This is a genomic window from Terrilactibacillus laevilacticus, from assembly GCF_006517395.1.
In the GTDB taxonomy this organism is placed as follows: domain Bacteria; phylum Bacillota; class Bacilli; order Bacillales; family Sporolactobacillaceae; genus Terrilactibacillus; species Terrilactibacillus laevilacticus.
Genome location: NZ_VDCY01000011.1, coordinates 64,078 through 89,122 on the forward strand (window position 1 = coordinate 64,078; position 25,045 = coordinate 89,122).

The window sequence follows — 25,045 nt, forward strand, 5'->3', positions numbered from 1 at the left end:
ATTTGAATGGCAGATCAAGATCAGTCAAGGGTCAGACCGATTAATATAAGTCACGAGATGCGGACATCATTTTTAGATTATGCAATGAGCGTTATTGTTAGTCGTGCCTTACCTGATGTCCGTGATGGTTTAAAACCCGTTCATAGAAGAATTTTATATGCCATGAATGAACTTGGTATGACATCAGATAAAGCGTATAAAAAGTCAGCAAGAATTGTTGGTGAAGTTATAGGTAAGTACCATCCCCATGGGGATTCTGCTGTTTATGAAACAATGGTTCGAATGGCTCAAGATTTCAGCTATCGTTATGAATTAGTTGATGGTCACGGTAACTTTGGTTCTGTCGATGGCGATTCCGCTGCAGCGATGCGTTATACAGAAGCTAGAATGTCCAAGATTTCAATGGAAATGGTTCGGGATATTAGAAAGGACACCATTGATTTTAAAGACAACTACGATGGATCAGAACAAGAACCGGTCGTTCTTCCCTCACGTTTCCCAAATTTACTTGTAAATGGGGCCTCTGGGATTGCGGTAGGAATGGCAACCAATATCCCACCTCATCAATTAGGTGAAGTGATTGATGCCATTCTAGCCTTAAGTAAAAACTCTGAGATGACGATTCCTGAACTTATGCAGATCATTCCGGGTCCAGATTTTCCTACTGCTGGTTTAATTATGGGACGAGAAGGCATTCGGAAAGCCTATAATACGGGGCGAGGCTCTATTATCTTAAGAGCAAGGGTTAATATTGAACAGCATCCAAATGGTAAAGAGTCTATTATCGTAACAGAATTACCTTACCAAGTGAATAAAGCAAAGTTAATTGAACGAATAGCTGAACTTGTTCGGGATAAAAAAATAGAAGGCATTACAGACTTACGTGATGAGTCGGATCGAAATGGGATGCGGATTGTTATTGAAGTTCGTCGTGACGCCAATACCAATGTCCTGCTTAATAATCTTTATAAACATACGGCCCTTCAAACAAGCTTTGGCATTAATCTCTTAGCTCTTGTTGACGGCAGACCAAGAGTATTGAACTTAAAGGAATGTCTGCATTATTATTTGGAACATCAACAAGAAATTATTAGAAGAAGAACGGCCTATGAATTGAAAAAAGCAGAGGCAAGGGCTCATATTTTAGAGGGATTAAAAATTGCCCTTGATCATATTGATGAAGTCATCGCATTAATTAGGGCGTCAAAAACAACTGATATTGCACGCCAAGGGTTAATGGAAAACTTCAAATTAAGTCAAGAACAAGCTCAAGCAATTCTCGATATGCGTCTACAACGACTAACAGGGTTAGAACGAGATAAAATTGAGAACGAATATCAAGAATTGTTGGCACGTATTGCTGAATTAAAAGCGATACTTGCAGATGAAGAAAAAGTACTTGAAATCATTCGTGATGAACTTACGGAAATTAAAGAAAAATTTAATGATGCTCGTCGGACTGAGATTACAATTGGATCTGACATGTTCGAAGATGAAGATCTTATTCCACAAGAGGAAATCATTGTTACGGTTACTCACAATGGTTATGTAAAACGGATGCCTGTTGACACCTACAAGATTCAACATCGTGGTGGACGAGGAATACAGGCTATGGGAACCAATGAAAATGATTTCGTTGAACATATGTTTTCAACTAATACACATCATTATGTCCTCTTCTTTACGAATAAAGGAAAAGTGTATCAGTTGAAGGGTTATGAACTACCAGAATTAGGACGAACGGCCAAAGGAATTCCGATCATTAATTTACTTCAAATTGAGAAAGACGAATATATTACAACGGTCTTCCCAGTTGAAGCGTTTGACGAAGATAAATACTTGATTTATCTCACTAAAAAAGGAATAACCAAACGGTCTCCTTTATCAGCTTTTTCAAATATAAGAAAAGGCGGTCTCTTTGCTATTACTATCCGTGATGAAGATGAACTTATTGCGGTACGCTTAACAGATGGACAGCGAGAAGTTATAGTAGGTACGAAAAAAGGTCTTGCTATTCGCTTTGATGAAAAAGACGTTCGATCAATGGGAAGAACGGCGGCAGGAGTGAAAGCCATTACCCTTTCAGATCAAGATGAAGTTGTCGGAATGGGAATTATCGAAGAAGAAGCCGATGTCCTCATTGTGACTGAAAAAGGTTTTGGAAAACGGACACCAGCAGATGAATATCGTACGCAAACACGTGGTGGAAAAGGGATCAAAACATGTAACATTACCGATAAAAATGGGGATGTCATCTCACTACGAACAGTGAAAGAAAATGAAGATCTCATGATTATCACATCAAGTGGCATCATGATTCGTACAGCGGTATCTGGTATCTCACAACTTGGACGTAATACAATGGGGGTTACTCTCATTCGAGTTGGTGAAGGAGATAGCGTGGCTACAGTAGCAGGTATACAAGCAGATGAAGAAGAAGACACGGAATCATCTGAAACAAATGAAACAACTCAAGATTGATTAATAATTAAAGAAGGAGGAATCGGGTACTTTCCGATTCCTTTCTTGATATAATAAAGTCAATCGACATAGGATATAGTCTGAAAATTTATAAACCGAATATTCGAAATTATACAACCTTACATTTAGTTATCCGTGAAAAATACATAATTGAGGAGTTGAGTGTCGTGAGAGTTCCATATCAATCACTTATTGAAGGCTGTATATTAAAGCAAGCTGTTTATTCTAAATCTACTCGCCCTCTTATTCCAAAAGGAACCATCATAAATACTCATCATCTTAAAGTTCTTAAAGGTTTTCTTATTCCGGAGGTAGAAATTGAAACTTATTTAGATAATGGGGAAAGGTTCCAAGGCAAGAGAATTGAAAATAGAAAAAACCATTTTAATATCAAAGATAAAGCAAAACCAAAATCGATTGAAGACTTCTATCAACAGGCAGTAAGCGGCTATGCGAGATCCTTTAGCCAGTGGCAAGGAGGGACATCTATTCACATGTCTTCCATTCGTCAAGATTCCCTGCCGTTACTTCGTGCTTCATTGGAGAGAACGGACTGGATAGCTCTTAAATTAATCCAAGGGGATTTTATTCATGATGGGACTCAAAGAGCCATTGGAATGGGTATCTTGTCTGCTTTTTTAGCCAATAAATTAAATTATGACTATGGTGATCTCTTACAAATTGGTATTGGTGGGATACTAGCTAATTGTGGTTTAGCCAAACTTTCCCCTTCGATTCTCTCAAGATATCCTCATTTAAAGAAAGAAGAAAAGATGGCCTATGATCAACATCCGATTCAAAGTTATAAAATGCTAAAAACGGTTAGCACGATAAAAGAAGGCGTGTGTCTAGGTATTCTTGAACATCATGAATATGGAGATGGATCAGGCTATCCTTTAAAATTAACTCGAGATAAGCTACATGAATTTAGTTATATCTATTCTACAGTAGAAACCTTTCTCAGCTTAATGAAAAAAGAAAAACCGATAGATGCATTGATCAATTTGAACAAAAACTACCTTTTTAAACTAAACACACCAACACTCGAGGTCTTTACCGTTAAAGTCATGGAACTCTTTTTGGGATACAAAGTGCTCCTATCGAACGGTCAGACGGGGGAAATAAGCTACATCCCTTCTCCTGCCCCAACTGAACCTTTCATAAAGACGGATCATGACAAGATACTTGTCCTTAACAGTGAGTCTAATATTAAAATAGAAAAGATCTTGGTTAATTAAATGAGGTTGCTTGAAAAAGTCACCAAATGATAGTGCTTGGCACCCGCTTGTTTTTCCGGTGCTCATTTTAGCAAAAATCTACATTCTGGTCCTAAGGAAATGCGCCGATCTTTGTCTTCCGACGCCCAGGACGGGCTAGTACTGGTGTTTCTTGCAGGATTCTAGCGTACTTAGCCGTAACCCTTTTCATTTGTCACCTCTTTGAACACGCACTAAAAGTAAAAGATGGTTCACCCATTCATTAAATAATCAGAAATGATGGCGGGGACTTTGTTGATGGTAATGTCTAAAAAACCTTTAATATAAGAAATATCATTGGAATCACGTTGATAAAGGAGATCGTACCACCAATCTGTTTCATACCGACATATCATACTTAGATTGTACAAAATAAGATAATGGGCAAGAAGCTCAGGTATCTGACTTGGATAATCTCGCTGATTAGATATGAACAACTGTTGATCCTGTTTCATTTGCAGTGGCTGTGGATTGAAAAAAGGTACCGGACGTTTAAGCGTTAAGACAAAAACATCATCAGACATTTCCTCAGCTAGAATGATATCGTGATGAGAAAGTATTCGACTCAGACGAGATTTAGAAATACATAGATCATCTATAATGTTTTTAGAAACCTCAAACTCTTTCTCACTCTTGGGAAACAATGGATAGTGGAATGGAGAATGAGTTAACCGAGTATAGAGATGTCCCATTTCAGGAATCATTTTTATTAACGATAACATGGTAAATGATTGTCCGGTAATTTGTTTCATGTGAAACATCCGCCCTAAAATTAATGAAAACAATCCGTGTTGTTGAATCCGAACCGAATCTTGCAAAAAGACATAGTTTTGCTTTTTTCGTTTTCTTGTTGAAAGCCCATGCGCCAAATCATTACTGTTTTCTGGATAATAAGGGTTGTTACGAATAAGACATGCTTTAAGTAATTGAATCATCCCATAATAGATTAACATCGGCTTAATTTCATAAGGAGCCTTTAGAGCCTGCCGGTAGTAAATTTGACTATGTTGCACATAATAAGAAAACGAAAGCCCATTTTTATAACTTAAGGATATGGCTTCATCAACTGAATGCTTTTCATAAAATGATTTTAAATAGGATTGGCAGTATGATGTCGATTCAAAAGGTAAATAGTCATGAAACATTGGATAAACTTCCAAAGAAATTCACTCCTGTTTTTTGAAAACTTCAACTTCTATATGTTGTCTTGACAGTAGTTTGTCCAGTTGGTAAGCTAACAATAAAAATTTCTCGACTTTTTCATGAAAAATGATTATATAAATAGGGGTGACATATATGTGGGAAGATAAATTTAAAAAAGAATCTTTAACATTCGATGATGTACTACTCGTTCCATCGTTGACAGAAATTATTCCTAAAGATGTTTCAGTAAAAGTAAAGCTAACAGATACACTTAAGCTAAATATCCCTCTCATTAGTGCAAGCATGGATACCGTAACCGAAGCTGAAATGGCGATTGCTATAGCAAGACAAGGTGGTCTGGGTGTCATCCATAAAAACATGTCTATGGAAGAACAAGCAGAACAAGTAGACCGTGTTAAACGTTCTGAAAGTGGTGTCATTACAAACCCCTTCTTCTTAACCCCTGACAGTCAAGTCTTTGACGCAGAACATCTCATGGGAAAATACCGCATCTCAGGTGTTCCTATCGTAGATGAGAAGCAACATCTTGTTGGAATCCTCACAAACCGTGATTTACGCTATGTCGAAGATTACTCCATTAAAGTATCTGAAATCATGACAAAGGAAAATTTAATTACCGCTCCAGTAGGAACCACTTTGAGTGAAGCAAAACATATTCTTAAAGAGCATAAAATTGAAAAATTACCTTTATTGGATGAAGAAGGTGTACTCAAAGGCTTAATCACGATTAAAGATATTGAAAAAGTCATCGAGTTCCCAAACTCCGCAAAAGATGAACATGGCCGCCTTCTTGTTGCTGCAGCCGTAGGAGTCACAAATGATGCGGTCAAACGTGCAGAAAAACTTGTGGATGCGGGTGTTGACGCCATCGTTATTGACACAGCTCATGGACATTCAAAAGGCGCCATTGATAAAGTAAAAGAACTTAGAGAGGCTTTCCCTAAACTCAACATTATTGCAGGAAATGTCGCAACCCCTGAAGCAACAAAAGCTCTTATCGAAGCTGGTGCAGACGTCGTTAAAGTTGGTATTGGACCAGGTTCTATTTGTACAACACGAATTGTAGCAGGTGTAGGTGTACCACAAATTACAGCTATTTATGATTGTGCAACGGAAGCGAAGAAACATGGTGTTTCCATTATTGCGGATGGCGGAATCAAGTATTCTGGAGATATTGTGAAAGCCTTGGCTGCAGGTGGACATGCTGTTATGCTTGGAAGTTTACTCGCTGGTGTTGATGAAAGCCCTGGCGAGAAAGAAATCTACCAAGGAAGACAATTTAAAGTTTACCGAGGTATGGGATCTGTAACAGCGATGGAACACGGTAGTAAAGACCGTTATTTCCAAGAAAATAAAAAGAAACTCGTTCCTGAAGGCATTGAAGGGCGCGTTCCATACAAAGGAAAACTTGCGGATACGATTTTCCAACTCATTGGAGGCCTTCGTGCAGGCATGTTCTACTGTGGAACAGCAACACTCGAAGATTTACGTGAAAAGGCTAAATTCACAAAAATTACAAATGCTGGACTTCTAGAAAGTCACCCACATGATATTCAAATTACAAAAGAAGCACCAAACTATTCATTGAAATAATAAAGTGAAACTTCCTTCAGTGGGGGTTTTTCGACGCACAGGATGTGCTAGTGCAGGCGTTGCGACAGGACGTCGCGTTTTTAGCCTGCGTCATCCCCCACTGAGGGTAAGCCAGAACCAATCGGACCTTTACGGCAGTTGATCCCCCACCTATTCTTTGAATATTCGGAGTCTTGAGGTGGGTGTCTTTACTAGCCGTTAAGGCGGGATTAAAATTTTGATTATTGAACAGTGGTGAGTTGTTGAATTTCCACTCACGTTTTACACATGTCAAAACAAATGTTTAGTCAACAATTGGCGGTTAAAACCGCCTTTTGTCATGTAGTCATAACGAATTTTATATGGTAAACTATTTTTTGTGATTATAATTCGGAGGTGTAGGGGTTGAACTTCAAGATCCATTTGCAAAAGGCCATCGTCTTTTGCGCTGTGTTTTGCTTTTTGATTGCTTTTAGTCTTCAAACTCCAAGCATGGCAAAAGCAAATACAAGTGAAAGTAATTTAAATGTAAACGCAAAATCAGCTATTCTAATTGACGCAAATACAGGACAAATTTTATTTGAAAAGAATGCAGATAAGGTTCTCCCCCCTGCCAGTATGACAAAAATGATGACTGAGTATCTCGTCATGAAAGCTCTACATTCAGGGAAGTTAACATGGGATACAAAAGTAAGTATCAGTGATTACGTTTATCACATATCTCAAAATCGCGCTTATTCGAATGTTCCACTTCGAAAAGATTACCAATATACAGTCAAAGAATTATATGAAGCTATGGCTATTTATTCTGCAAATGGTGCAACCATTGCATTAGCAGAAAAAATTGGCGGAAGCGAAAAAAACTTCGTTAATTTAATGAATAAAACCGCCAAAGAAATTGGCATGGAGCACGCCAAATATATCAACAGTTCAGGACTAGAAAATGTCGACTTAGGGGACTATGCACCAGTTGGCGGACCGAATGACAGTAACTTACTATCACCTAAAGATCTTGCTAAACTTGCTTATCGAATTGTTACTGATTACCCCGAGGCTTTGAAAATATCCAGCACACCACTTAAAGATTTTACAGCGGGTGTTGATCATCCAATTAATATGGTGAATTGGAATTACATGCTTCCTGGTTTTGGGGAAAATATGAATCAATATAAATATCAAGGTGTCGATGGCCTAAAAACAGGACATACAGATCTTGCAGGGTATTGTTTTACTGGTACTGTCAATCAAAATGGACATCGTTTGATTAGTGTTGTTTTCGGAACAAAATCAGATGGTGCACGTTTTATAGAAACGAGAAAGCTTTTTGACTATGGTTACCAACAATTTTCAATGAAAACATTAGTTAAAAAGGGAACCGAATTAAAAAATGCGAAGACTTTATCTGTACTAAAGGGTAAAGAAGATAAAGTAAAAATAGGCCTCGGTCAATCATTAAAATTAGCTGTTGAAAATGGCAATGAAAAAGATTATAAAATTCAATTTCATTTAGATAAATCGAAACTTGATAAAGATGGTAACCTTGTTGCTCCTGTGAAAAAAGGGGAAAAGGTGGGTTATGCAACCGTCACGCATAAAGATGGTTCACCTTATTCTTATCTCTTTAATCAGAAATCAACAGAAATTCCTGTTGTCACCTCTCAAGCAGTAGAAAAATCAAACTGGTTTGTTTTGATGATGCAAGGTATTGGTCATTTCTTTGCTTCCATTTTTCATGGTATTGGAAGTTTATTCGGAAAAATTTTCTAAGATATCATTTAAAATCTTTTCACTTCTCTCTAACGATAGAGGGAAGTTTTTTTATCCTTCATTGTAATGAGGTTAAATCTCTATTTTATTTCCCTTCTTAACAAATAACCCAAGCCATAGGTTGTAAAATACGAAGTATATTCAAATAAAATCATCAAAGGTCTTAAGAAAAATGATTTTAAATCAAAGTTTTACCCAATTGTATCTTGGGAATAAACAAAAAAAGGATTTATCATACTATAAAATAAGAAACATTGAAAGAAAGGTGTATTAGGGATTTCACTGAAATATGAGTTGTGATAAAATATATACACTAAATTGAATTATAGGATGGGAACGTATTGGAAATAAGGCTGGCTGAGGAGAAAGATATAAAGGATTTACAAAAGATTGCTGAACGGAGTTGGCATGATACGTACTCGGGTATTATTCCTGATAAGATCCAGGATGAATTTATTAAAAGAGCCTACTCAGATTCATTTCTATTAAAGAGAATACAGCATTCTTTTTTTATTGTGGCCAAATTAGAAGGGAAAATTGTAGGTTTTGCTAATTTTTCATTTAAGAATCTTCACAAAGATGTGGAACTAAGTGCTATTTATCTTTTGCCAGAATTCCAAAGGAGAAAAATAGGTTCAGCTCTTTTACGTGAAGGAATTAAACAACTTTCCCCCATTTTCCATCTCTATGTGGATGTCGAAAAGGGAAATAAAAAAGCATTATCTTTTTATCAATCACATGGATTTAGAAAAATTAAGGAATTTGATGCCATGTGTTTTGGACACCGATTACAGACGGTTAAAATGGTTTTAGACCTTGAACCTTTAGAGCAAGAGGACTTGCAATTTTAAAAAAAATGATGTAAATTACATTTAAATACATGGAAATCGGTGAAGAGAAATAGTAGCTTATGATACTCTCTACAGAGAGCCGTCCTTGGTGTAAAGCGGTGTGAGTGCATAGGCGAATCCATCTCTGAGTAGAGGACTGAACTAGAGTAGGTCTTCTCGGGTATACAGTCCGTTATCTGTTATGAGTGACGAATGCATACATTGCATTAGTAATCAGGGTGGCAACGCGGGTTAACTCTCGTCCCTTTTATTAAGGGATGGGGGTTTTTTTGTTTGGGCAATCCTACCCATGTATCAATTCATGATGTAAATGAGAAAATTTAACTTCCATTTTGTTTAGTAGTATTTAACAAGGTCAATTAGATTGGATAAATAAGATTACTGGAGGATTAAACATGTTAGATTTAAAATTTGTCCGTGAAAATTATGAAGAAATAAAAGTAAAATTAGATAAAAGAGGCGAAGATTTAACTGATTTTGACAAGTTTCCGACTCTTGATGCAAAACGGCGTGAGTTGATAAAAGAAACGGAAGAATTGAAAGCCAAACGCAATGAGGTTTCTCAAGACATCGCAAAAAAGAAACGGGAAAAACAAGATGCCGATGCTCAAATAAAAGAAATGCGTGAAGTTGGAGATAAAATAAAAAGGATTGATGGGACACTTAGAGAAATAGAAGATGAGCTCAAACAATTAATGCTTTCCATTCCAAATATACCTCATGAAAGTGTTCCTGTTGGAGAATCTGAGGATGACAATATTCCCATTCGTCATTGGGGAACAGTCCCTGAATTTAGCTTTGAGCCTAAACCACATTGGGATCTTGCCACAGATCTTGATCTCATCGACTTTGAAGCGGCAGCCAAGGTAACAGGAAGTCGATTTGTTTTCTATAAAGGTCTAGGTGCCAGATTGGAACGGGCTCTCATTAGCTTTATGCTCGATCTTCATCAAGATGAACATGGTTATACTGAGATGATACCACCATATATGGTGAATCGGACAAGTATGATTGGCACTGGACAATTACCTAAATTTGAAGAAGATGCTTTTAAAATTCGTGAAGATGATTATTTCTTAATTCCGACAGCCGAAGTACCTGTAACGAATTACTATCGCGATGATATTCTTGATGTTGCAGATTTACCTATTGCTTATGCGGCATATAGTGCATGTTTCCGTTCAGAAGCAGGATCTGCAGGCCGTGACACACGAGGATTAATTCGTCAGCATCAATTTAATAAAGTCGAGCTTGTCCGCTTTGTCAAACCAGAGGATTCTTATGCAGAACTTGAAAAATTAACAAGCCATGCCGAAAAAGTTCTTCAGCTGCTTAATTTGCCATATCGCGTGCTGAGTATGTGTACGGCAGACCTTGGTTTTACCGCAGCCAAAAAATACGACATCGAGGTTTGGCTTCCAAACGCCAATATGTATCGCGAAATTTCATCTTGCAGTAACTTTGAAGCTTATCAAGCAAGACGTGCGAATATCCGTTTCCGCCGTGAACCGAAAGCAAAACCTGAGTATGTACACACTTTAAATGGTTCTGGCCTTGCCATAGGTCGTACTGTAGCCGCTATTTTAGAAAACTATCAACAAGAAGACGGAAGCATTGTAATTCCGGAAGTCCTAAGGCCATATATGCGTAATTTAGAAAAAATAGAAGTAAAATAAAATTTTAAAATGAGGGGTTCGAGGTTGAGAAAAAGTGATCCTTTACAAATAGCTAAACAGTTTGTCAAACAATATCATCCTAATTGTGATATGGCATTACTCTCAGGAAGTGTAGCTAGAGGTGATGAAACTGATACGTCAGATCTTGATATTGTCATCATAGACTCTCATCTATCTCACCCTTTTCGAAAATCATATTTGTTTGGTCATCAGCCAATAGAATGCTTTGTTCATAATGAACAATCATTAGTTCAATTTTTTCAAAGTGATTGTGAGCGCGGGAGACCAAGTCTTCCGCACATGGTTGCTGAAGGCTTGACGATCATAGATAAGGGTCTCGTTCAAACATTTAAAGAACAAGCGAACCAACTATTAAGACAAGGACCCAGAGCTTGGACAGATGAAGAAATAGCCGCAAAACGTTATTTTATTACCGACCTATTAGAAGATTTTGAAGGATGTAGGACAAGATCTGAAGGTATCTTCATCACAGGACAATTGGCAGATGCAGTCCATATCTTTATATTGAGGATGAATCAAAGATGGATTGGTTCTTCAAAGTGGATCTATAAATCGATGGCTAACTTTGATCAAAAAGTTTGTGCAGATTTTGTACAAGCCTTTGATACTTATTACAAACAGAATAATAAAGATGAAGTTATTCGGTTTGTGGATCAAACCCTACTCCCTTATGGAGGCAGATATTTTGATGGCTTCAGTATAGGTGAGTAAAAAAGCTATTCTATGTATGATTTGTGGTAAATATTAAACCAAAATATGAACTATATCAGTAAAAAAAGAGGGGTGCACAATGAGTAAGTATTGGAATGAACGAATACACAAGTTAGAACCCTATATTCCAGGTGAACAACCAAAAGATAAACGGTATGTTAAATTAAATACGAATGAAAACCCTTATCCACCTTCACCAAAAGTTCTTCAAGCGATAAGAAATGCTGCGGATGATCAATTACGATTATATCCAGATCCAAATACGGACGATCTTAGAGCAACACTTGCAGAAGTTACTGGTTTAACTAGCGAGCATATTTTTGTAGGTAATGGTTCAGACGAAGTTCTTGCCTTTAGTTTTATGTCGTTCTTCTCTCCCGATCGTCCCGTGATGTTTGCCGATATAACATATAGTTTTTATAAAGTGTATGCCAATTTGTGTTCTTTAGAAGCAAACATTATTCCACTTGATGATGAATTTAAGATACCAGTGGATGCTTTTTGTAAACCCAATGGTGGTATTGTTATTCCTAACCCAAATGCACCAACTGGCCGAGATATTTCCCTATCATCTATAAGAAAAGTTTTAGATGCCAATCTAGATAGTGTTGTGATTATTGATGAAGCCTATGTTAATTTTGGAGCAGAGTCTGTTGTTCCTTTGATTAAGGAATACCCTAATTTACTTGTCGTCCAAACTTTATCTAAATATAGTTCGCTCGCAGGTATACGTGTCGGTTTTGCTTTAGGTAATCCAGAACTAATTGATGGTTTAAACCGGTTAAAAAACTCAATTAATTCATACACAATCGATCGATTGGCTTTAGCAGGAGCTAAGGCTGCTATTGAAGATGACGCCTATTATCAACAAGTCGCCGATAAGATTATTACAACAAGACAGAAGACAACAAAAATATTACACGAACTTGGGTTTAACATCGTTCCTTCACATGCTAATTTTATCTTTATCACACATCCATCATTTAACGCAGAGACTTTGTTTTATAATTTAAAGGAAAAAGGTATTTTAGTTCGTTATTTCAATCAGGCTCGAATTTCAAATTACTTGCGAGTAAGTATTGGAACTGATGAGGAAATGAATCAATTTGTTGAGGCAATAAAAGAAATCATAAAGGTTTAATAAAGGAGATAAGAAAAACATTTTTTAATTTCTACAAAATGTTTTTCTTACTTTTTCGACATAAATGAACAGATTTTATAAAAAATTGTCTAAAAAAACTTGCCATGTTTATGATGGTATGTTATGATTAATCTCGTGTCACGGAGGAATACCCAAGTTTGGCTGAAGGGATCGGTCTTGAAAACCGACAGGGGCTTAACCGCTCGCGGGGGTTCGAATCCCTCTTCCTCCTCCATAATTGTTTTTAAAAACAAAACAACGGTTGTTTTATTTTTTTTGCAAAAAAAATAAACGACATTTTTCGATAAAATAAAATGTAATACGCTTACAAAATATATTGACAGACAATTGTGATTGTGATTAAATTTAATTAAACCATTTTACTATTTCATATATGATCTGGATGTAAGAATGAAGACCCTTCCTAGAAGTGTAGTAGTTTTTACCTCCTACACTTATGGGAAGGGTTCTTTTTGGATTAGATATGCAACAGGAAAGTGGTTTAGTTCAAAGCGCGGGTAGCGCAAGGTTTTAGGGAGGCATTATTTATGCAAAACGGTAAAGTAAAATGGTTTAATGCAGAAAAAGGATATGGCTTCATTGAAGTTGAAGGCGGAAACGATGTATTCGTTCACTATTCTGCTATCGAAGGCGAAGGATTCAAAACATTAGAAGAAGGTCAAGAAGTTAGCTTCGAAATCGTTGAAGGTAACCGCGGACCACAAGCTGCTAACGTTACAAAATTATAATCCCAACCAAAAATAGCCAAAAGCAGTCCAACGATTGGACTGCTTTATTTTATGACGAAGAATTAACATAATTTCAATTTCCCTACACACCTTATTCTAAACTCTTAAATGTTTTATTCTTTTCAAAAGTATATTTTTTTTGTATAATAATAAATGTCACTTTAATGACATGGCTCCGTAGCTCAGTGGATAGAGCGTCGGTTTCCTAAACCGTGCGTCGCAGGTTCGATTCCTGCCGGGGCCATTTTATTATCAGAGTTCAGCATTGCTGGACTCTTTTCTATTGGTGATTATTTACATGAAATAGAGCCACTTCATTTGTACATACTAAGATTACCCTTAAAGAAAGGTGGTATCTTGATTTGGTTGATCAAGTCGGAACAACATACAGTGTTAAAGAAGAAAATGAAATTATGGCACAGGAAAAACATAATTCGCGAAGAAGGAATGGATCGATAAAGGACCATCCTCTGGAACGTATGGTTTCAGCTAATCAACAAGACAATGATCGATAACACTAAACCAAAGGGGTGACTTCTTTATGGGTTCTAAAAACAATTCCATTAAAGAAAAGTATTTCGATTCGCCAAGAGCCAATGTGAAACACGGTTCACGTCAGGTTAATGGTGAAACTCAACAAACATTGACCAATGAAATTAGACACATTTTCAAACGTGCGAATATGTAACGAAAAGGCGGTTTCCAATTTGGAAGCCGCTTTTTTGACTATAGCATAAAAAAACATTATGATGTGTTATATCATTCCAAGAATATAAAGGCTTTATAGTGCGTGTTCAAAAAGGTGACAAACGAAAAGGGTTACTGGCTAAGTACGCTGGCATCCTACAAGAAAAGCCAGTACTAGCCCGTCCTGGGCGTCGGAAGGCTAAGAGCGGAGCAGTTCCCGAGGACCGGCATTCCTCGCGTTGTGGTAGCTTCGGCCGCCCGCCACAGGACGTGAGCGATTTAGCCAGCGATCCTCTTGTAACCACTACATGAGGACCGGAAAAACAAGCGGGCGTCGAGAATTCGTAGCTTATCATTTGGTGACTTTTTGAACAACCTCTTATAAACATTTAATTGAATTTTTTAAAATAATTAAATCAGGTAGGTTAAAAAATTAAAAAATGGACGTATACTGATTATTAAAGAAAAGAGAGACAAATTTTATCCCGCCTTAACGGCTAGAAAAGCCCCCCACCTCAAAGTTCTAAGCATTCAAAGAAGATTGGTGGGGATCAACTGTCCGTAAAGGTCCGATTAGTTCAGGTTTACCATCAGTGGGGATGAAAAGTTTCACTTTTTTTGAAACCCATTTTACCTCTTTATCGTATTAACTTTAAAGAAACTATTTGAAAGGATGACTTGTTTTGACGACATTAACCAGTCATGTTAAAAATCAACCGTATTCTAAACTATTTGCTGCTTTTTTCTCAGGATTATTGGTTGCAACTGCTGGATTATATACAGGGCAATACGTACCGCCAGCACTCTTTCTTCCACTCGTTGTAGTTGAAATTATTATGCTTATAGCGATGGTATTTGCGAGAAAACGAAAAGCGATTGGCTATCTCTTTATGTATGCTTTTATGGCGATTTCAGGATTAACTCTGTACCCCGCTATTAGCACGTATATCAGTATTTTAGGAGCAACCGTTGTCTTACAAGCTTTTGCTGTAACAACAGCTGCTTTTGGTGGAATTGCTGTTTTTGCCATGGTGAGTAAAAGAGATTTCACATTCCTAGGTAATTTCTTGTTTATTTCTGTGATTGCGTTAATTGCCTTGGGGATTATGAATATCTTTTTACCTTTTTCAAGTACTACATCACTCGTGATATCAGGATTCGGTATCTTAGTTTTTGTTGGCTACACGTTATATGATTTTAGTCGATTAACGGTGTATGGTTTCTCTGACCAGGATATTCCGGGAATTGTGGTCTCTGTTTATCTCGACTTTGTAAACCTCTTCTTGTACATCCTACAGTTTATGGGAATACTCTCCCGCAATGATTAACATCCATAAAGAAGTCAGAAAAAAAGTCGCTCATTTTTAGAGCGACTTTTTTTCTGACTTCTGTTATCTATTTTCTTTATTAGAGATATGTTCAGAATGAAACGATTTTTTACGAAAATTCACAATTACTGTCGAAATGTTATTTTTTTTCTTTTATTCATCGGATATACTAACTAAGGACATAATAAATATATATTTTTTTTGGAGGTATTATCTTGGGACAACGCATCATTCAAGTAGACGAACGACCATCATTATTGAAGAGTCTTCCTCTCAGTCTTCAACATTTATTTGCGATGTTTGGTTCAACTGTATTAGTACCGATTCTCTTTCATGTTGATCCTGCTACGATTTTATTAATGAATGGGATTGGAACACTTATTTATTTATTCATTAGTAAGGGCCGCATTCCAGCTTATCTTGGTTCTAGTTTTGCTTTTATTTCACCTGTTACTGTTGTTTTAACTCAATACAGTTATCATGATGCTCTTGGTGGCTTTATTGTAGTAGGTCTGATATTTATTATCGTGTCCTTAATTATTAAAGCAGTTGGAACTAGATGGATTGATGTCGTATTTCCGCCAGCGGCCATGGGATCCATTGTGGCCGTCATTGGGCTTGAACTTGTTCCTGTTGCAGCAGGCATGGCTGGTTTTATTAATAATACGGGGGCAAAGAATTGGGCTATTGATCCAAAGACGGTCACTGTTTCAATTTTAACAATGTTAATCACCATCCTTGGCTGGGTTCTATTTCGGGGTTTTCTTAAAATAATCCCTATTTTAATCGGGATTATTGCTGGCTATATAATTGCAGCAAGCCTGCATATGGTTAATTTCTCAGTAGTTGAAAAGGCACCGTGGTTCTCCGTTCCACATTTCTATGCACCATCGTTTCATCTATCAAGTATTATTATCATCGTTCCAGCAGCCTTGGTAGTTATTGCAGAGCATATTGGACACCTTGTCGTAACTGGTAAGATCGTAGGAAAAGATTTAGTCAAGGATCCAGGTCTTGATCGATCCATGCTAGGAAATGGCGTTTCGACTGTCATTTCTGGTTTCTTCGGATCTACACCTAATACGACCTATGGAGAAAACATTGGCGTTTTGGCCATTACGAAAGTATTCTCTACATGGGTCATAGGTGGTGCAGCGATCTTAGCCGTGCTCCTTTCATTCGTGGGAAAACTTTCAGCCTTGATTTCACTCATTCCAACACCCGTTATGGGAGGGATTTCGATTCTTCTCTTTGGTGTTATTGCGGTTTCTGGTCTACGTATTCTTGTTGAAGCTAACGTTGATTTTGCGAAATCACAAAATATTATCCTAGCTTCAGTTGTATTAGGAATTGGGATTAGTGGTGCAGCATTGAATTTTCATATTGGACAAGCCTTGATTTCACTAAAAGGGATGGGACTTGCAACAGTTGTTGCTATTATCCTCAGCTTGTTCTTTAAATTAATTAATGTACTTAGAATCTCAAATGATTTGGATGAGGAATAAGTTAACGTGAAACGAGGCGTCACCCCTGGGTGGCGCCTTATTTACTCTTTAAGAAGGCATAATAACTTAGGTTGTAGGATCGCAATCGGTAGTCTTTCTGCAATTTGAATATTGAGCAGGCTATATTTAATTGTCAAACTTTTTTGAGACATTATGGGTTATAATAAACCTATAAGTGTAAAAAAGAAGGGACATGATCTTCTTGACCAATACGCGTGTATTTACAAAAGGTGAAGAAATAGCTAATGCAACGATTCATGGAATTGGAATGCTTTTGAGTATCGCTGCGTTAATCATTTTAATTGTATTGTCGTCAATACAAGGTTCCGCTTGGTATATTGTCAGCTTCACATTATTTGGTGTTACAATGTTACTTCTTTATACCTCATCAACATTTGTCCATGCCATTCCTCGTGGAAAAGCAAAGCATGTTTTTGAAATTCTCGATCACTCATCAATCTATTTCTTTATTGCTGGGACGTATACCCCTTTTTTATTTATTGGACTAAATGGATGGCTAGGTTGGACATTATTCGGTATTGTAAGTTTTCTCGCCGTTGGAGGAACCATCTTCAAATGTTTTTTTGTTAAAAAATATGTCTTTTTATCAACCTTACTCTATATCGTCATGGGATGGTTGATCGTTCTAGCTTGGCAACCCTTAACGGCACACGTTCCTGAAATAAGTGCTCAGTTATTATTTGTCGGTGGACTACTTTATACGGTTGGTTCCATATTTTTTGTTTGGAGAGGCTTTAAATATCACCATGCAATGTGGCATTTCTTTGTTTTAGTTGGTTCAATCGCCCATTTCTTCTCCGTTTTATTCTTGTTACCGTGATTAAGCTTTTTTTAGCACATCTTTCTTCTAGAGGTTGTTCAAAAAGTCAACAAATGATAAGATGCGAATCTCGGCGCCCACTTGTTTTTACGGTCCTCATGTAGTAAAAACCTACATTCCGGTCCTCAAAACAGCGCCGCCTTGATCTTCTTGCTTCTAATTAGTCACCTTTTTGAACACGCACTTCTAGGGAGAGATGTGTTTTTTAGTTACAGATAAAAATCCCCAATAAACGGACCATTGGTTTATATACTCCTCCTTCCCAGTCTAAATGCCAATAAATTCTTTTAACGATAAAACATACCTATTTACTTTATCTCACTAATGCGATATAGTTTCACATGCAGCTAAGTTTTACAGAAGGTGATGAAGAAAATGAATAAAAAGCAATTAAATGTTTGGGTACTAACCTCATTAGTTGTTGGGAATATGGTAGGTTCGGCTATTTTTATGACGCCAAGTACATTAGCGTTAGAAGCCAGTCCAGCGGGTTCCCTACTTGCGTGGATTTTAACTGGTCTCGGCGTGTTATTTATTGCCCTTGTCTATGGTATTCTTTCTATAAAAAGACCTGAGATTTCTGGCGGGCCACAAATATATGCTAAATCCTTATTTGAGGAAGGGACGGAACGCTCTCGTTTAATGGGGTATTTTGTAACATGGGGTTACTATGTAGCTAATTTCATTGGAAATGTAGCCGTCATAACCACATTTACAGGTTATTTATCCACCTTTTTTCCGGTGATGAATAGTACGTTATTACTTTATAAATACGGTGATATCACCGTGACATTGGGTTATTTGTTAAACTTCCTTGTTAGTTCAGCTTTGTTATGGTTTGTTTTTGCTTTCATATTAAAAGGGATTCAAGGAGCGGGAAAACTAAACCTTATGGCCACAGTGGCTAAAGTGATTGGATTTCTTCTTTTTATTTTAGTAACACTATTTGTGATTCAGACACAGTATTTCACCCCTTTTACTGAATTACAGACGGCAAAAGGTGAATCCGTTGGTTTGTTTGGTCAAGTGAATAGTGCCGCTGTGACAACGATGTGGGCCTTTATTGGTGTAGAATCTGCTGTTGTATTTTCTGCTCGTGCCAAAAGTGGACGAGATATTAAACGTGCAACGATCATGGGATTACTTATCGCCTTATTTATCTATATTGCCATCACTGTTCTTGTTATGGGGACTCTCCCACGTCATGAATTAGTCCATTCATCGAAACCACTCGTTGATGCGCTAAGTCAAGTAACAGGTCATGCGGGAGGATATATTTTAGGATTACTTGCTCTCATAAGTTTATTTGGGTCATCCATAGGTTGGATATTACTTAGTGCAGAGGTTCCTTACCAATCGGCTAAACAGGGCTTTTTCTTAAAAAGTTTTGCTAAGGAAAATAAAAATGGGACGCCTGTTGTAGCTTTGGTTGTAACATGTTTGATTGGACAACTGTTCCTTTTATCAATTATGTCAAATTCTATTTCTGAAGTCTTTACCTTTATGACTACTTTGGCGACATTATCTTATTTAATACCCTATATTTTCGCATCCTTATATTTATTGAAAATAGTCCTAAGCGGAAAGGATTACCTTCATAAACAAAAAGAGCGATTTAGTGATGGGATCATTGCATTTATTGCCACTCTATTTTCCCTTTGGATCATTAAAGCCGGTAGTGAGGACCTCAGAACATTTTTATATGGTCTTGGCATGATTATTTGTGGTCTTGTCCTCTACCCATTTATTAAACGCTCATTGAAATGATGGGAAAGGTAAATATCACGATTAGAAGACCCCGTTGCAATATGGTAAGCTTTAATAAGAAAGTGTCCTTTGCAAGTTGAAACTTCGGTCAATTAAGTGAAGGCTCCCCTCCAATGCTGGGAGTCTGCTTCTTTTATAGTTAAAGGCATTAGGAGAGAAAAGCGATGAATCAGGATATAAAATATATGAAACAAGCGATTATTGAGGCTAAAAAGGCTGAGGAGCTTGGTGAGGTACCTATAGGGGCCGTTATTGTTAAAGATCAAAAGGTCATTGCTTCTGCTTATAATTTAAGGGAAACCTCTCAAAGACCTATGTCTCACGCAGAGTGTATCGCTATAGAAAAAGCAAGCGAACATCTGGGTTCCTGGCGTCTTGAAGGATGTACGCTATATGTGACGCTTGAGCCATGCCCCATGTGTGCAGGTGCGATTATTCAATCTCGAATTGAAAAAGTGGTATTTGGTGCCAATGACCCTAAAGCAGGTTGTGCTGGAACCTTAATGAATTTACTGCAAGATCAAAGGTTTAATCATCAGACAGAAGTTGTATCGGGCATCTTAGAATCTGAGTGTGGAAATCTTTTAACATCTTTTTTTCAAAATTTAAGACAAATGAAGAAAAAAAGAAAACAAGAAAAAACGATTGATCCTTAGTTTATGCTACCCTCCTAATTGCGAATTTAAAAAGATTGTGCTATATTATAAACTGTCGATCTGGAGGCGTACCCAAGCTGGCTGAAGGGGACTGACTCGAAATCAGTTAGGGCGCTCTGAGCGTCGCGGGGGTTCGAATCCTCTCGCCTCCGCCATAAGAATTTTACAGTAATTCCCATTGCGTTTTATTGGTCGACTTGTTATACTAGCCATACGCTGAAATATTTCAGCCTTAAACATGTTAATAACTTTGCCGTGCTAGACGGGGAGGTAGCGGTGCCCTGTACTCGCAATCCGCTGTAGCGAGGTTGAACTCCCTTTCGAGGTCTTCGTATGGTGATGCAGCCTTAAGTAAGTGGTGTTGACATTTGGGTCCTGCGCAACGGAAACTTATGAACCCTGTCAGGTCCGGAAGGAAGCAGCAGTAAGTAAGACCTTTCGTGTGCCGCGGGGCTGCCTGAATCGAGCTAACTGCTTAAGAAGCGGTCATTTTACTTAGATCGACAAAGGGTGCACGGCGTTAATACATATTAAGTAAGAACAAAGATAACCTAATTTGGTTGTCTTTTTTTATTATATAAACCTCGATTCATTTTCAATTTGTATTAATATGTAAGTCACTTATGTAGTAGGCCGTGATTAATTTAATCTCTTCTTTACTTTGAAATCCAAAGTTAACACGTTATAATAAGATATTATGAGAAGGGCGAGAAAGGGGGATTGGAAATGGGTTATAAAGCACTGTATCGAGTTTTGCGTCCGCAAACCTTTCATGACATAGCAGGTCAAGAGCATATTACGAAAACTTTGCAGAATGCACTTGCTAAACAGCATTTTTCTCATGCTTATCTTTTTAGTGGCCCAAGAGGAACAGGAAAGACAAGTGCCGCAAAAGTATTGGCTAAAGCGATTAACTGTGAGCATGCACCTGTTTCTGAACCCTGTAATGAATGCCCAGCTTGTTTAGGTATCATGAATGGTACCATTTCTGATGTCATTGAAATTGATGCAGCTTCAAATAACGGTGTCGATGAGATTCGAGATATACGGGATAAAGTTAAATTTGCACCAAGTGATGTTAAGTATAAAGTGTATATTATTGACGAAGTGCATATGTTATCAACAGGCGCATTTAATGCTTTATTGAAAACACTTGAAGAGCCCCCAAAGCATGTGGTGTTTATTTTAGCAACAACTGAACCTCATAAGATTCCGCTTACCATTATTTCAAGGTGTCAACGGTTTGATTTCAAAAGGATTTCTTTATCTGCCGTTATTCAACACTTAAATTATGTTGTTAAAAAACAAGACATTGCCGTTGACGAGGAAGCTTTGAATCTGATTGCAAAAGCGTGTGATGGTGGGATGCGGGATGCCTTGAGTATTTTGGACCAAGTCGCCGCTTACAGTGAAGAAAAAGTGACTCGTGATGATGTTCTTGAAGTAACAGGAATGGTTTCTGAACAATTGATCGGTGATATCGTATCTAAAATAGATGCTCAGGATGTTTCGGGTGCAATTCAAACGGTCAATGAGATTTTAGATCGAGGAAAAGATGCACAGAAACTAATAGAAGATTTATTGTTTTATTATCGTGATTTGTTAGTCTATCAAACGTCACCTGATCTAGAAGAGATCCTATCAAGGCCAAGTATTGGTGATCAATTTAAAGAACACGCAGCGTCTATTTCAGATCATCAGATTTATGAAATCATTCGAATTCTAAACCAAACGTTTCAAGAAATGAAGAAGACGAATCACCCTCGAATCTTTCTTGAAATGGCTCTTGTGAACCTTTGTAAAAAAAATACACGAGGAATATCGACGATTCAATCAGTCCCAAGTGATACATCAAAGTTGGAAGAAAGACTCGCTAAACTTGAAAACCAATTGTCTCTAATGAAGACAGACCAGTCAGTTTCATCAAATAGAGTGGCCGAACCAGAAAAACGACCGCGAGGAAAACGAAATAGTCGTCAGCTTACTCTCCCAATGCAGGAGATGAAGCGGGTCTTAACGCAGGCATCAAAAACCGACCTCAAACAGCTGCGTGGATCATGGGCGGATATCATGGCGCGAATTCGTGCAAGAAATGTGGCTGCCCATGCTTGGCTCTTAGAAAGTAAGCCCGTTGCAAGTTCTTCAGATAGTTTTTTACAAGCCTTCAAGTACGACTTTCACTGTCAGATGGTTATGGAAAACAAGGGGAATATTTTGCAAATGGTTGAAGAAATTCTCCAAGAAGTCATTGGCGAAAAACGAAAAATGTATCCTATTCCTATTCAGAATTGGGAAGAATTAAAAGAAAGTTTTATTAGAGAAGTCAAATCAGATGATCGGGATCAATCGGCCGTTGAATCAAAAGAGGAAGATCCATTGATCACAGAGGCGGAAAAACTCGTTGGTCCTGATTTGCTTGAAATAAAAGATTAACTATTGGAGGGAAACAAACATGAGAGGCAATATGAACAATATGATGAAACAAATGCAAAAGATGCAAAAGCAAATGGCGAAAGCCCAGGAGGATTTAAAAGAACAAATCGTTGAAGGGACAGCTGGCGGCGGTGTCGTAACGGTGAAATCAACGGGACACAAAGAAATTGTTGAAGTAAATATTAAAGAAGAAGCCGTGGACCCTGACGATATTGAAATGCTTCAAGACCTCGTATTAGCAGCAGTCAATGACGCTCTTACAAAGGTAGATGAATTAACAAACAAACAACTTGGTAGTTTAACAAAAGGAATGAATTTACCAGGAATGTTTTAGGAGGAACAGGCTTTGCAATATCCTGAGCCGATCGCAAAACTTATTGATAGCTTTATGAAACTACCTGGGATTGGACCCAAAACCGCCGTGCGTCTAGCTTTCCATGTAATTAACATGAACGAAGAAGATGTATTGGAATTTGGAAGATCTTTGGTGAATGTCAAACGTAAATTAATTTATTGTTCAGTATGTCAAAATATTAGTGATCGAGATCCTTGTTACATTTGTGATGACTCTTCAAGAGACCGATCGGTTATTTGTGTGGTTCAAGACCCAAAAGATGTGATGGCTATTGAAAAAATGAGAGATTACAATGGACTATATCATGTACTCCATGGCTCGATTTCTCCTGTAGATGGCATTGGTCCAGAAGATATAAAAATAACTGAATTGATTCAACGTTTGAGCGATGAAGGAATCAAGGAAATTATTTTAGCGACCAATCCGACTATTGAAGGGGAGGCAACGGCTATGTATATTTCTCGTTTGGTCAAACCAATTGGTATAAGAGTGACACGCATAGCACATGGACTCCCCGTAGGTGGAGATCTAGAATATGCTGATGAAGTGACTTTATCAAAAGCGTTAGAAGGACGACGAGAGTTATAAGGTTTGGAGGCCTTAAGCTATGTTTAAAAAAAAGAAAAGGTTGCTGCGCCGAACGTTAACGGATTCCCTTGTTAGTACGCTTGAAGTATGTAAAGATGATTGGCTCAACAAAAAGCGCGTGATTGATGCGAGTATTGAACCATCCGAAGAAGTTTTGTATCAATTACGTTTAGCAGAAGTTAAATACTTCTTTTTACTAAAAGAAGCACGTGCACAACAGCTGTTTAATCCAAGAGAATAGGCAAGAAAAGATGATCCACCATTCAAACTAGCGAATAGTCTTCTATAATATGAAGACGATAGTTCTTTATGGGACATGCCCAGCATACACTTTTAGAAAAAGAGTGGAGGGCATGTCTTTATGTATCCTATCCTTGGTGCGTCCATATTTGTTGGTATTCTACTCGTGATGTTGTTTATTGGTGCCCCGCTTAAGCCTATAAGGTGGTTGGGGCAACTGGCTGTTAAATTAGTTGTTGGTGCATTTATGCTTTTTATCTTGAATACAGTAGGAGAGTTAATCAACCTTCATGTACCGATCAACGCTGTAACGACTAGCATTAGTGGCTTATTAGGTTTACCAGGTGTAGCCGCGCTAGCTATTATTAAGTATTATATAATCACATAGTTAAAAATAAAGTGAAACTTCCATCAGTGGGGGTTTTCTTCATCCCCCACTGATGGTTAGTTGAACCAATCGGACCTTTACGGGCAGTTAATCCCCCACCTATCTTATTTGAATACTCAGAATCTTGAGGTGGGGGTCTTACTGCCCGTTAAGGCGGGATAAAAACATTTTCTGATTAAGTTCAGAGATGTTTTGTTTTTTAGTTCATGCACCTTATCTCTCATTCTAGTATAAGAAGGGCCTAACGAAGATCGACTAAAATATTTAATCACCTTTTCTAAAATAGATATTGACATTTTAATTGAGTGTAGCTATAATAATATTTGTCGTTAAGAAACAAGAAACAAATACTTGACAGAAAAAAGAATATCTTTTAAGATAATCAAGTCGCTGTTAAACGACATAAAAAACTATTGACAGTAATCTTTAAAAGTGATAAACTAATAAAGTTGCTGTTGAAAAATACTGGATTAAGAGATTGTTCTTTGAAAACTAAACAAAAGCCAAGCGTAATATCAAACGGGTAACACCGATTGATTTCTTTGAAAAAAAGAGCGATGGATCAAATGAAACGGTTAATGATTTGTTCATTATAAATGAACTATAACAGGTTAAGATTGTCGGTTAAGAATGTCACGTCCTGTGATGGTGCCGACATTGTAATGGACTTCGACTAAAGACGCAACGTCCTGTTGCAACGTCGAAGCTCGTACCTGTTAAAGGAAGTCGGTTAAAGACGTCACGTCCTGTGACAACACCGACATTTGCACATCCTGTGCATCATCGGAGAGTTTGATCCTGGCTCAGGACGAACGCTGGCGGCGTGCCTAATACATGCAAGTCGAGCGCAGGAAGCAAAACAATCCTT

At 37.6% G+C, this 25,045-nt stretch carries 22 protein-coding genes, 3 tRNA genes, 1 rRNA gene, 1 other RNA gene and 1 other annotated feature; of the genes, 26 read left to right on the forward strand and 1 reads right to left on the reverse strand.

Translation table 11 applies throughout. The features are described from left to right. The first annotated feature begins 6 nt into the window (after nucleotides 1–6). Both gyrA and FG390_RS12025 read left to right on the forward strand, forming a co-directional pair. Complete coding sequence (gyrA, locus tag FG390_RS12020; protein ID WP_141191283.1) at nucleotides 7–2,481, forward strand: DNA gyrase subunit A; 2,475 nt, start codon at nucleotides 7–9, stop codon at nucleotides 2,479–2,481. Between the two features lie 167 nt (nucleotides 2,482–2,648). After that, nucleotides 2,649–3,719: an HD-GYP domain-containing protein gene (locus FG390_RS12025; protein WP_141191284.1), complete on the forward strand. Its 1,071-nt coding sequence runs from the start codon at nucleotides 2,649–2,651 to the stop codon at nucleotides 3,717–3,719. 230 nt (nucleotides 3,720–3,949) lie between these two features. Here the strand turns inward: FG390_RS12025 and FG390_RS12030 are convergent, their stop codons facing one another. After that, nucleotides 3,950–4,897, reverse strand: a complete 948-nt coding sequence (locus FG390_RS12030; protein ID WP_141191285.1) for a YaaC family protein — start codon at nucleotides 4,895–4,897, stop codon at nucleotides 3,950–3,952. Between the two features lie 136 nt (nucleotides 4,898–5,033). On the opposite strand from FG390_RS12030, the gene guaB reads away from it, so the two are divergent. The 24 genes from guaB to FG390_RS12150 all read left to right on the forward strand — a co-directional run. After that, nucleotides 5,034–6,494, forward strand: coding sequence for an IMP dehydrogenase (gene guaB / locus FG390_RS12035; RefSeq protein ID WP_141191286.1), 1,461 nt, complete (start codon nucleotides 5,034–5,036; stop codon nucleotides 6,492–6,494). Nucleotides 6,495–6,878: 384 nt separating this feature from the next. Further along, complete coding sequence (locus tag FG390_RS12040; RefSeq protein WP_246092786.1) at nucleotides 6,879–8,240, forward strand: serine hydrolase; 1,362 nt, start codon at nucleotides 6,879–6,881, stop codon at nucleotides 8,238–8,240. A gap of 341 nt (nucleotides 8,241–8,581) precedes the next feature. Then, a complete protein-coding gene (locus tag FG390_RS12045) occupies nucleotides 8,582–9,091 on the forward strand; it encodes a GNAT family N-acetyltransferase (protein WP_141191287.1) in 510 nt (169 codons plus the stop codon). A gap of 30 nt (nucleotides 9,092–9,121) precedes the next feature. Next, nucleotides 9,122–9,340 (forward strand) — a binding site (T-box leader). Between the two features lie 146 nt (nucleotides 9,341–9,486). After that, a complete protein-coding gene (gene serS, locus FG390_RS12050; RefSeq protein ID WP_141191288.1) occupies nucleotides 9,487–10,767 on the forward strand; it encodes a serine--tRNA ligase in 1,281 nt (426 codons plus the stop codon). A 24-nt stretch (nucleotides 10,768–10,791) separates the two neighbouring features. After that, nucleotides 10,792–11,499: a nucleotidyltransferase domain-containing protein gene (locus FG390_RS12055; protein WP_258311666.1), complete on the forward strand. Its 708-nt coding sequence runs from the start codon at nucleotides 10,792–10,794 to the stop codon at nucleotides 11,497–11,499. Between the two features lie 79 nt (nucleotides 11,500–11,578). Then, complete coding sequence (hisC, locus tag FG390_RS12060; protein ID WP_141191290.1) at nucleotides 11,579–12,640, forward strand: histidinol-phosphate transaminase; 1,062 nt, start codon at nucleotides 11,579–11,581, stop codon at nucleotides 12,638–12,640. Nucleotides 12,641–12,782: 142 nt separating this feature from the next. Next, a tRNA-Ser gene (locus tag FG390_RS12065) sits at nucleotides 12,783–12,875 on the forward strand. Between the two features lie 313 nt (nucleotides 12,876–13,188). Then, nucleotides 13,189–13,389, forward strand: coding sequence for a cold-shock protein CspD (gene cspD, locus FG390_RS12070; protein ID WP_141191291.1), 201 nt, complete (start codon nucleotides 13,189–13,191; stop codon nucleotides 13,387–13,389). A 171-nt stretch (nucleotides 13,390–13,560) separates the two neighbouring features. Next, nucleotides 13,561–13,633 (forward strand) — tRNA-Arg (locus FG390_RS12075). Nucleotides 13,634–13,751: 118 nt separating this feature from the next. Then, on the forward strand, nucleotides 13,752–13,904 hold the full coding sequence (gene sspK, locus FG390_RS12080) for a small acid-soluble spore protein K (RefSeq protein WP_246092785.1): 153 nt from the start codon (nucleotides 13,752–13,754) through the stop codon (nucleotides 13,902–13,904). Between the two features lie 26 nt (nucleotides 13,905–13,930). Further along, on the forward strand, nucleotides 13,931–14,077 hold the full coding sequence (locus FG390_RS12085) for a YpzG family protein (protein ID WP_141191292.1): 147 nt from the start codon (nucleotides 13,931–13,933) through the stop codon (nucleotides 14,075–14,077). A gap of 682 nt (nucleotides 14,078–14,759) precedes the next feature. Continuing rightward, nucleotides 14,760–15,404, forward strand: a complete 645-nt coding sequence (locus FG390_RS12090) for a Bax inhibitor-1/YccA family protein (RefSeq protein WP_141191293.1) — start codon at nucleotides 14,760–14,762, stop codon at nucleotides 15,402–15,404. A gap of 215 nt (nucleotides 15,405–15,619) precedes the next feature. Continuing rightward, the gene (uraA, locus tag FG390_RS12095; protein ID WP_141191294.1) at nucleotides 15,620–16,909 is read left to right on the forward strand and encodes a uracil permease; all 1,290 of its coding nucleotides are present in this window, start codon (nucleotides 15,620–15,622) and stop codon (nucleotides 16,907–16,909) included. A gap of 202 nt (nucleotides 16,910–17,111) precedes the next feature. Further along, the gene (gene trhA / locus FG390_RS12100) at nucleotides 17,112–17,750 is read left to right on the forward strand and encodes a PAQR family membrane homeostasis protein TrhA (protein ID WP_141191295.1); all 639 of its coding nucleotides are present in this window, start codon (nucleotides 17,112–17,114) and stop codon (nucleotides 17,748–17,750) included. 375 nt (nucleotides 17,751–18,125) lie between these two features. Then, a complete protein-coding gene (locus FG390_RS12105) occupies nucleotides 18,126–19,517 on the forward strand; it encodes an amino acid permease (RefSeq protein ID WP_141191296.1) in 1,392 nt (463 codons plus the stop codon). Between the two features lie 164 nt (nucleotides 19,518–19,681). Further along, nucleotides 19,682–20,173, forward strand: coding sequence for a tRNA adenosine(34) deaminase TadA (gene tadA / locus FG390_RS12110; RefSeq protein ID WP_141191297.1), 492 nt, complete (start codon nucleotides 19,682–19,684; stop codon nucleotides 20,171–20,173). 62 nt (nucleotides 20,174–20,235) lie between these two features. Further along, a tRNA-Ser gene (locus FG390_RS12115) sits at nucleotides 20,236–20,328 on the forward strand. 98 nt (nucleotides 20,329–20,426) lie between these two features. After that, an RNA gene (gene ffs, locus FG390_RS12120) (signal recognition particle sRNA large type) lies at nucleotides 20,427–20,691 on the forward strand. Between the two features lie 208 nt (nucleotides 20,692–20,899). Beyond that, a complete protein-coding gene (dnaX, locus tag FG390_RS12125) occupies nucleotides 20,900–22,606 on the forward strand; it encodes a DNA polymerase III subunit gamma/tau (RefSeq protein WP_141191298.1) in 1,707 nt (568 codons plus the stop codon). A gap of 19 nt (nucleotides 22,607–22,625) precedes the next feature. Beyond that, entirely contained in the window at nucleotides 22,626–22,940 is a 315-nt protein-coding gene (locus FG390_RS12130) for a YbaB/EbfC family nucleoid-associated protein (protein ID WP_141191299.1), read from the forward strand. Between the two features lie 12 nt (nucleotides 22,941–22,952). Next, entirely contained in the window at nucleotides 22,953–23,549 is a 597-nt protein-coding gene (gene recR / locus FG390_RS12135; protein WP_141191300.1) for a recombination mediator RecR, read from the forward strand. Between the two features lie 19 nt (nucleotides 23,550–23,568). Then, nucleotides 23,569–23,790 (forward strand): YaaL family protein, encoded by a 222-nt coding sequence (locus tag FG390_RS12140; RefSeq protein WP_141191301.1) that lies wholly within the window; start codon nucleotides 23,569–23,571, stop codon nucleotides 23,788–23,790. Between the two features lie 120 nt (nucleotides 23,791–23,910). Continuing rightward, nucleotides 23,911–24,177, forward strand: a complete 267-nt coding sequence (locus FG390_RS12145; protein WP_141191302.1) for a pro-sigmaK processing inhibitor BofA family protein — start codon at nucleotides 23,911–23,913, stop codon at nucleotides 24,175–24,177. 780 nt (nucleotides 24,178–24,957) lie between these two features. Next, nucleotides 24,958–25,045: ribosomal RNA gene (locus tag FG390_RS12150) — 16S ribosomal RNA — on the forward strand; the annotation flags it as partial.

What these genes read in the sequence shown, in the direction of transcription:
- guaB (WP_141191286.1), top strand. Translation starts at nt 5,034, where the DNA reads ATGTGGGAAGATAAATTTAAAAAAGAATCTTTAACATTCGATGATGTA.
- cspD (WP_141191291.1), top strand. Translation starts at nt 13,189, where the DNA reads ATGCAAAACGGTAAAGTAAAATGGTTTAATGCAGAAAAAGGATATGGC.
- dnaX (WP_141191298.1), top strand. Translation starts at nt 20,900, where the DNA reads ATGGGTTATAAAGCACTGTATCGAGTTTTGCGTCCGCAAACCTTTCAT.
- FG390_RS12085 (WP_141191292.1), top strand. Translation starts at nt 13,931, where the DNA reads ATGGGTTCTAAAAACAATTCCATTAAAGAAAAGTATTTCGATTCGCCA.
- FG390_RS12145 (WP_141191302.1), top strand. Translation starts at nt 23,911, where the DNA reads ATGTATCCTATCCTTGGTGCGTCCATATTTGTTGGTATTCTACTCGTG.
- FG390_RS12105 (WP_141191296.1), top strand. Translation starts at nt 18,126, where the DNA reads ATGAATAAAAAGCAATTAAATGTTTGGGTACTAACCTCATTAGTTGTT.
- gyrA (WP_141191283.1), top strand. Translation starts at nt 7, where the DNA reads ATGGCAGATCAAGATCAGTCAAGGGTCAGACCGATTAATATAAGTCAC.
- FG390_RS12140 (WP_141191301.1), top strand. Translation starts at nt 23,569, where the DNA reads ATGTTTAAAAAAAAGAAAAGGTTGCTGCGCCGAACGTTAACGGATTCC.
- FG390_RS12130 (WP_141191299.1), top strand. Translation starts at nt 22,626, where the DNA reads ATGAGAGGCAATATGAACAATATGATGAAACAAATGCAAAAGATGCAA.
- hisC (WP_141191290.1), top strand. Translation starts at nt 11,579, where the DNA reads ATGAGTAAGTATTGGAATGAACGAATACACAAGTTAGAACCCTATATT.
- serS (WP_141191288.1), top strand. Translation starts at nt 9,487, where the DNA reads ATGTTAGATTTAAAATTTGTCCGTGAAAATTATGAAGAAATAAAAGTA.
- tadA (WP_141191297.1), top strand. Translation starts at nt 19,682, where the DNA reads ATGAATCAGGATATAAAATATATGAAACAAGCGATTATTGAGGCTAAA.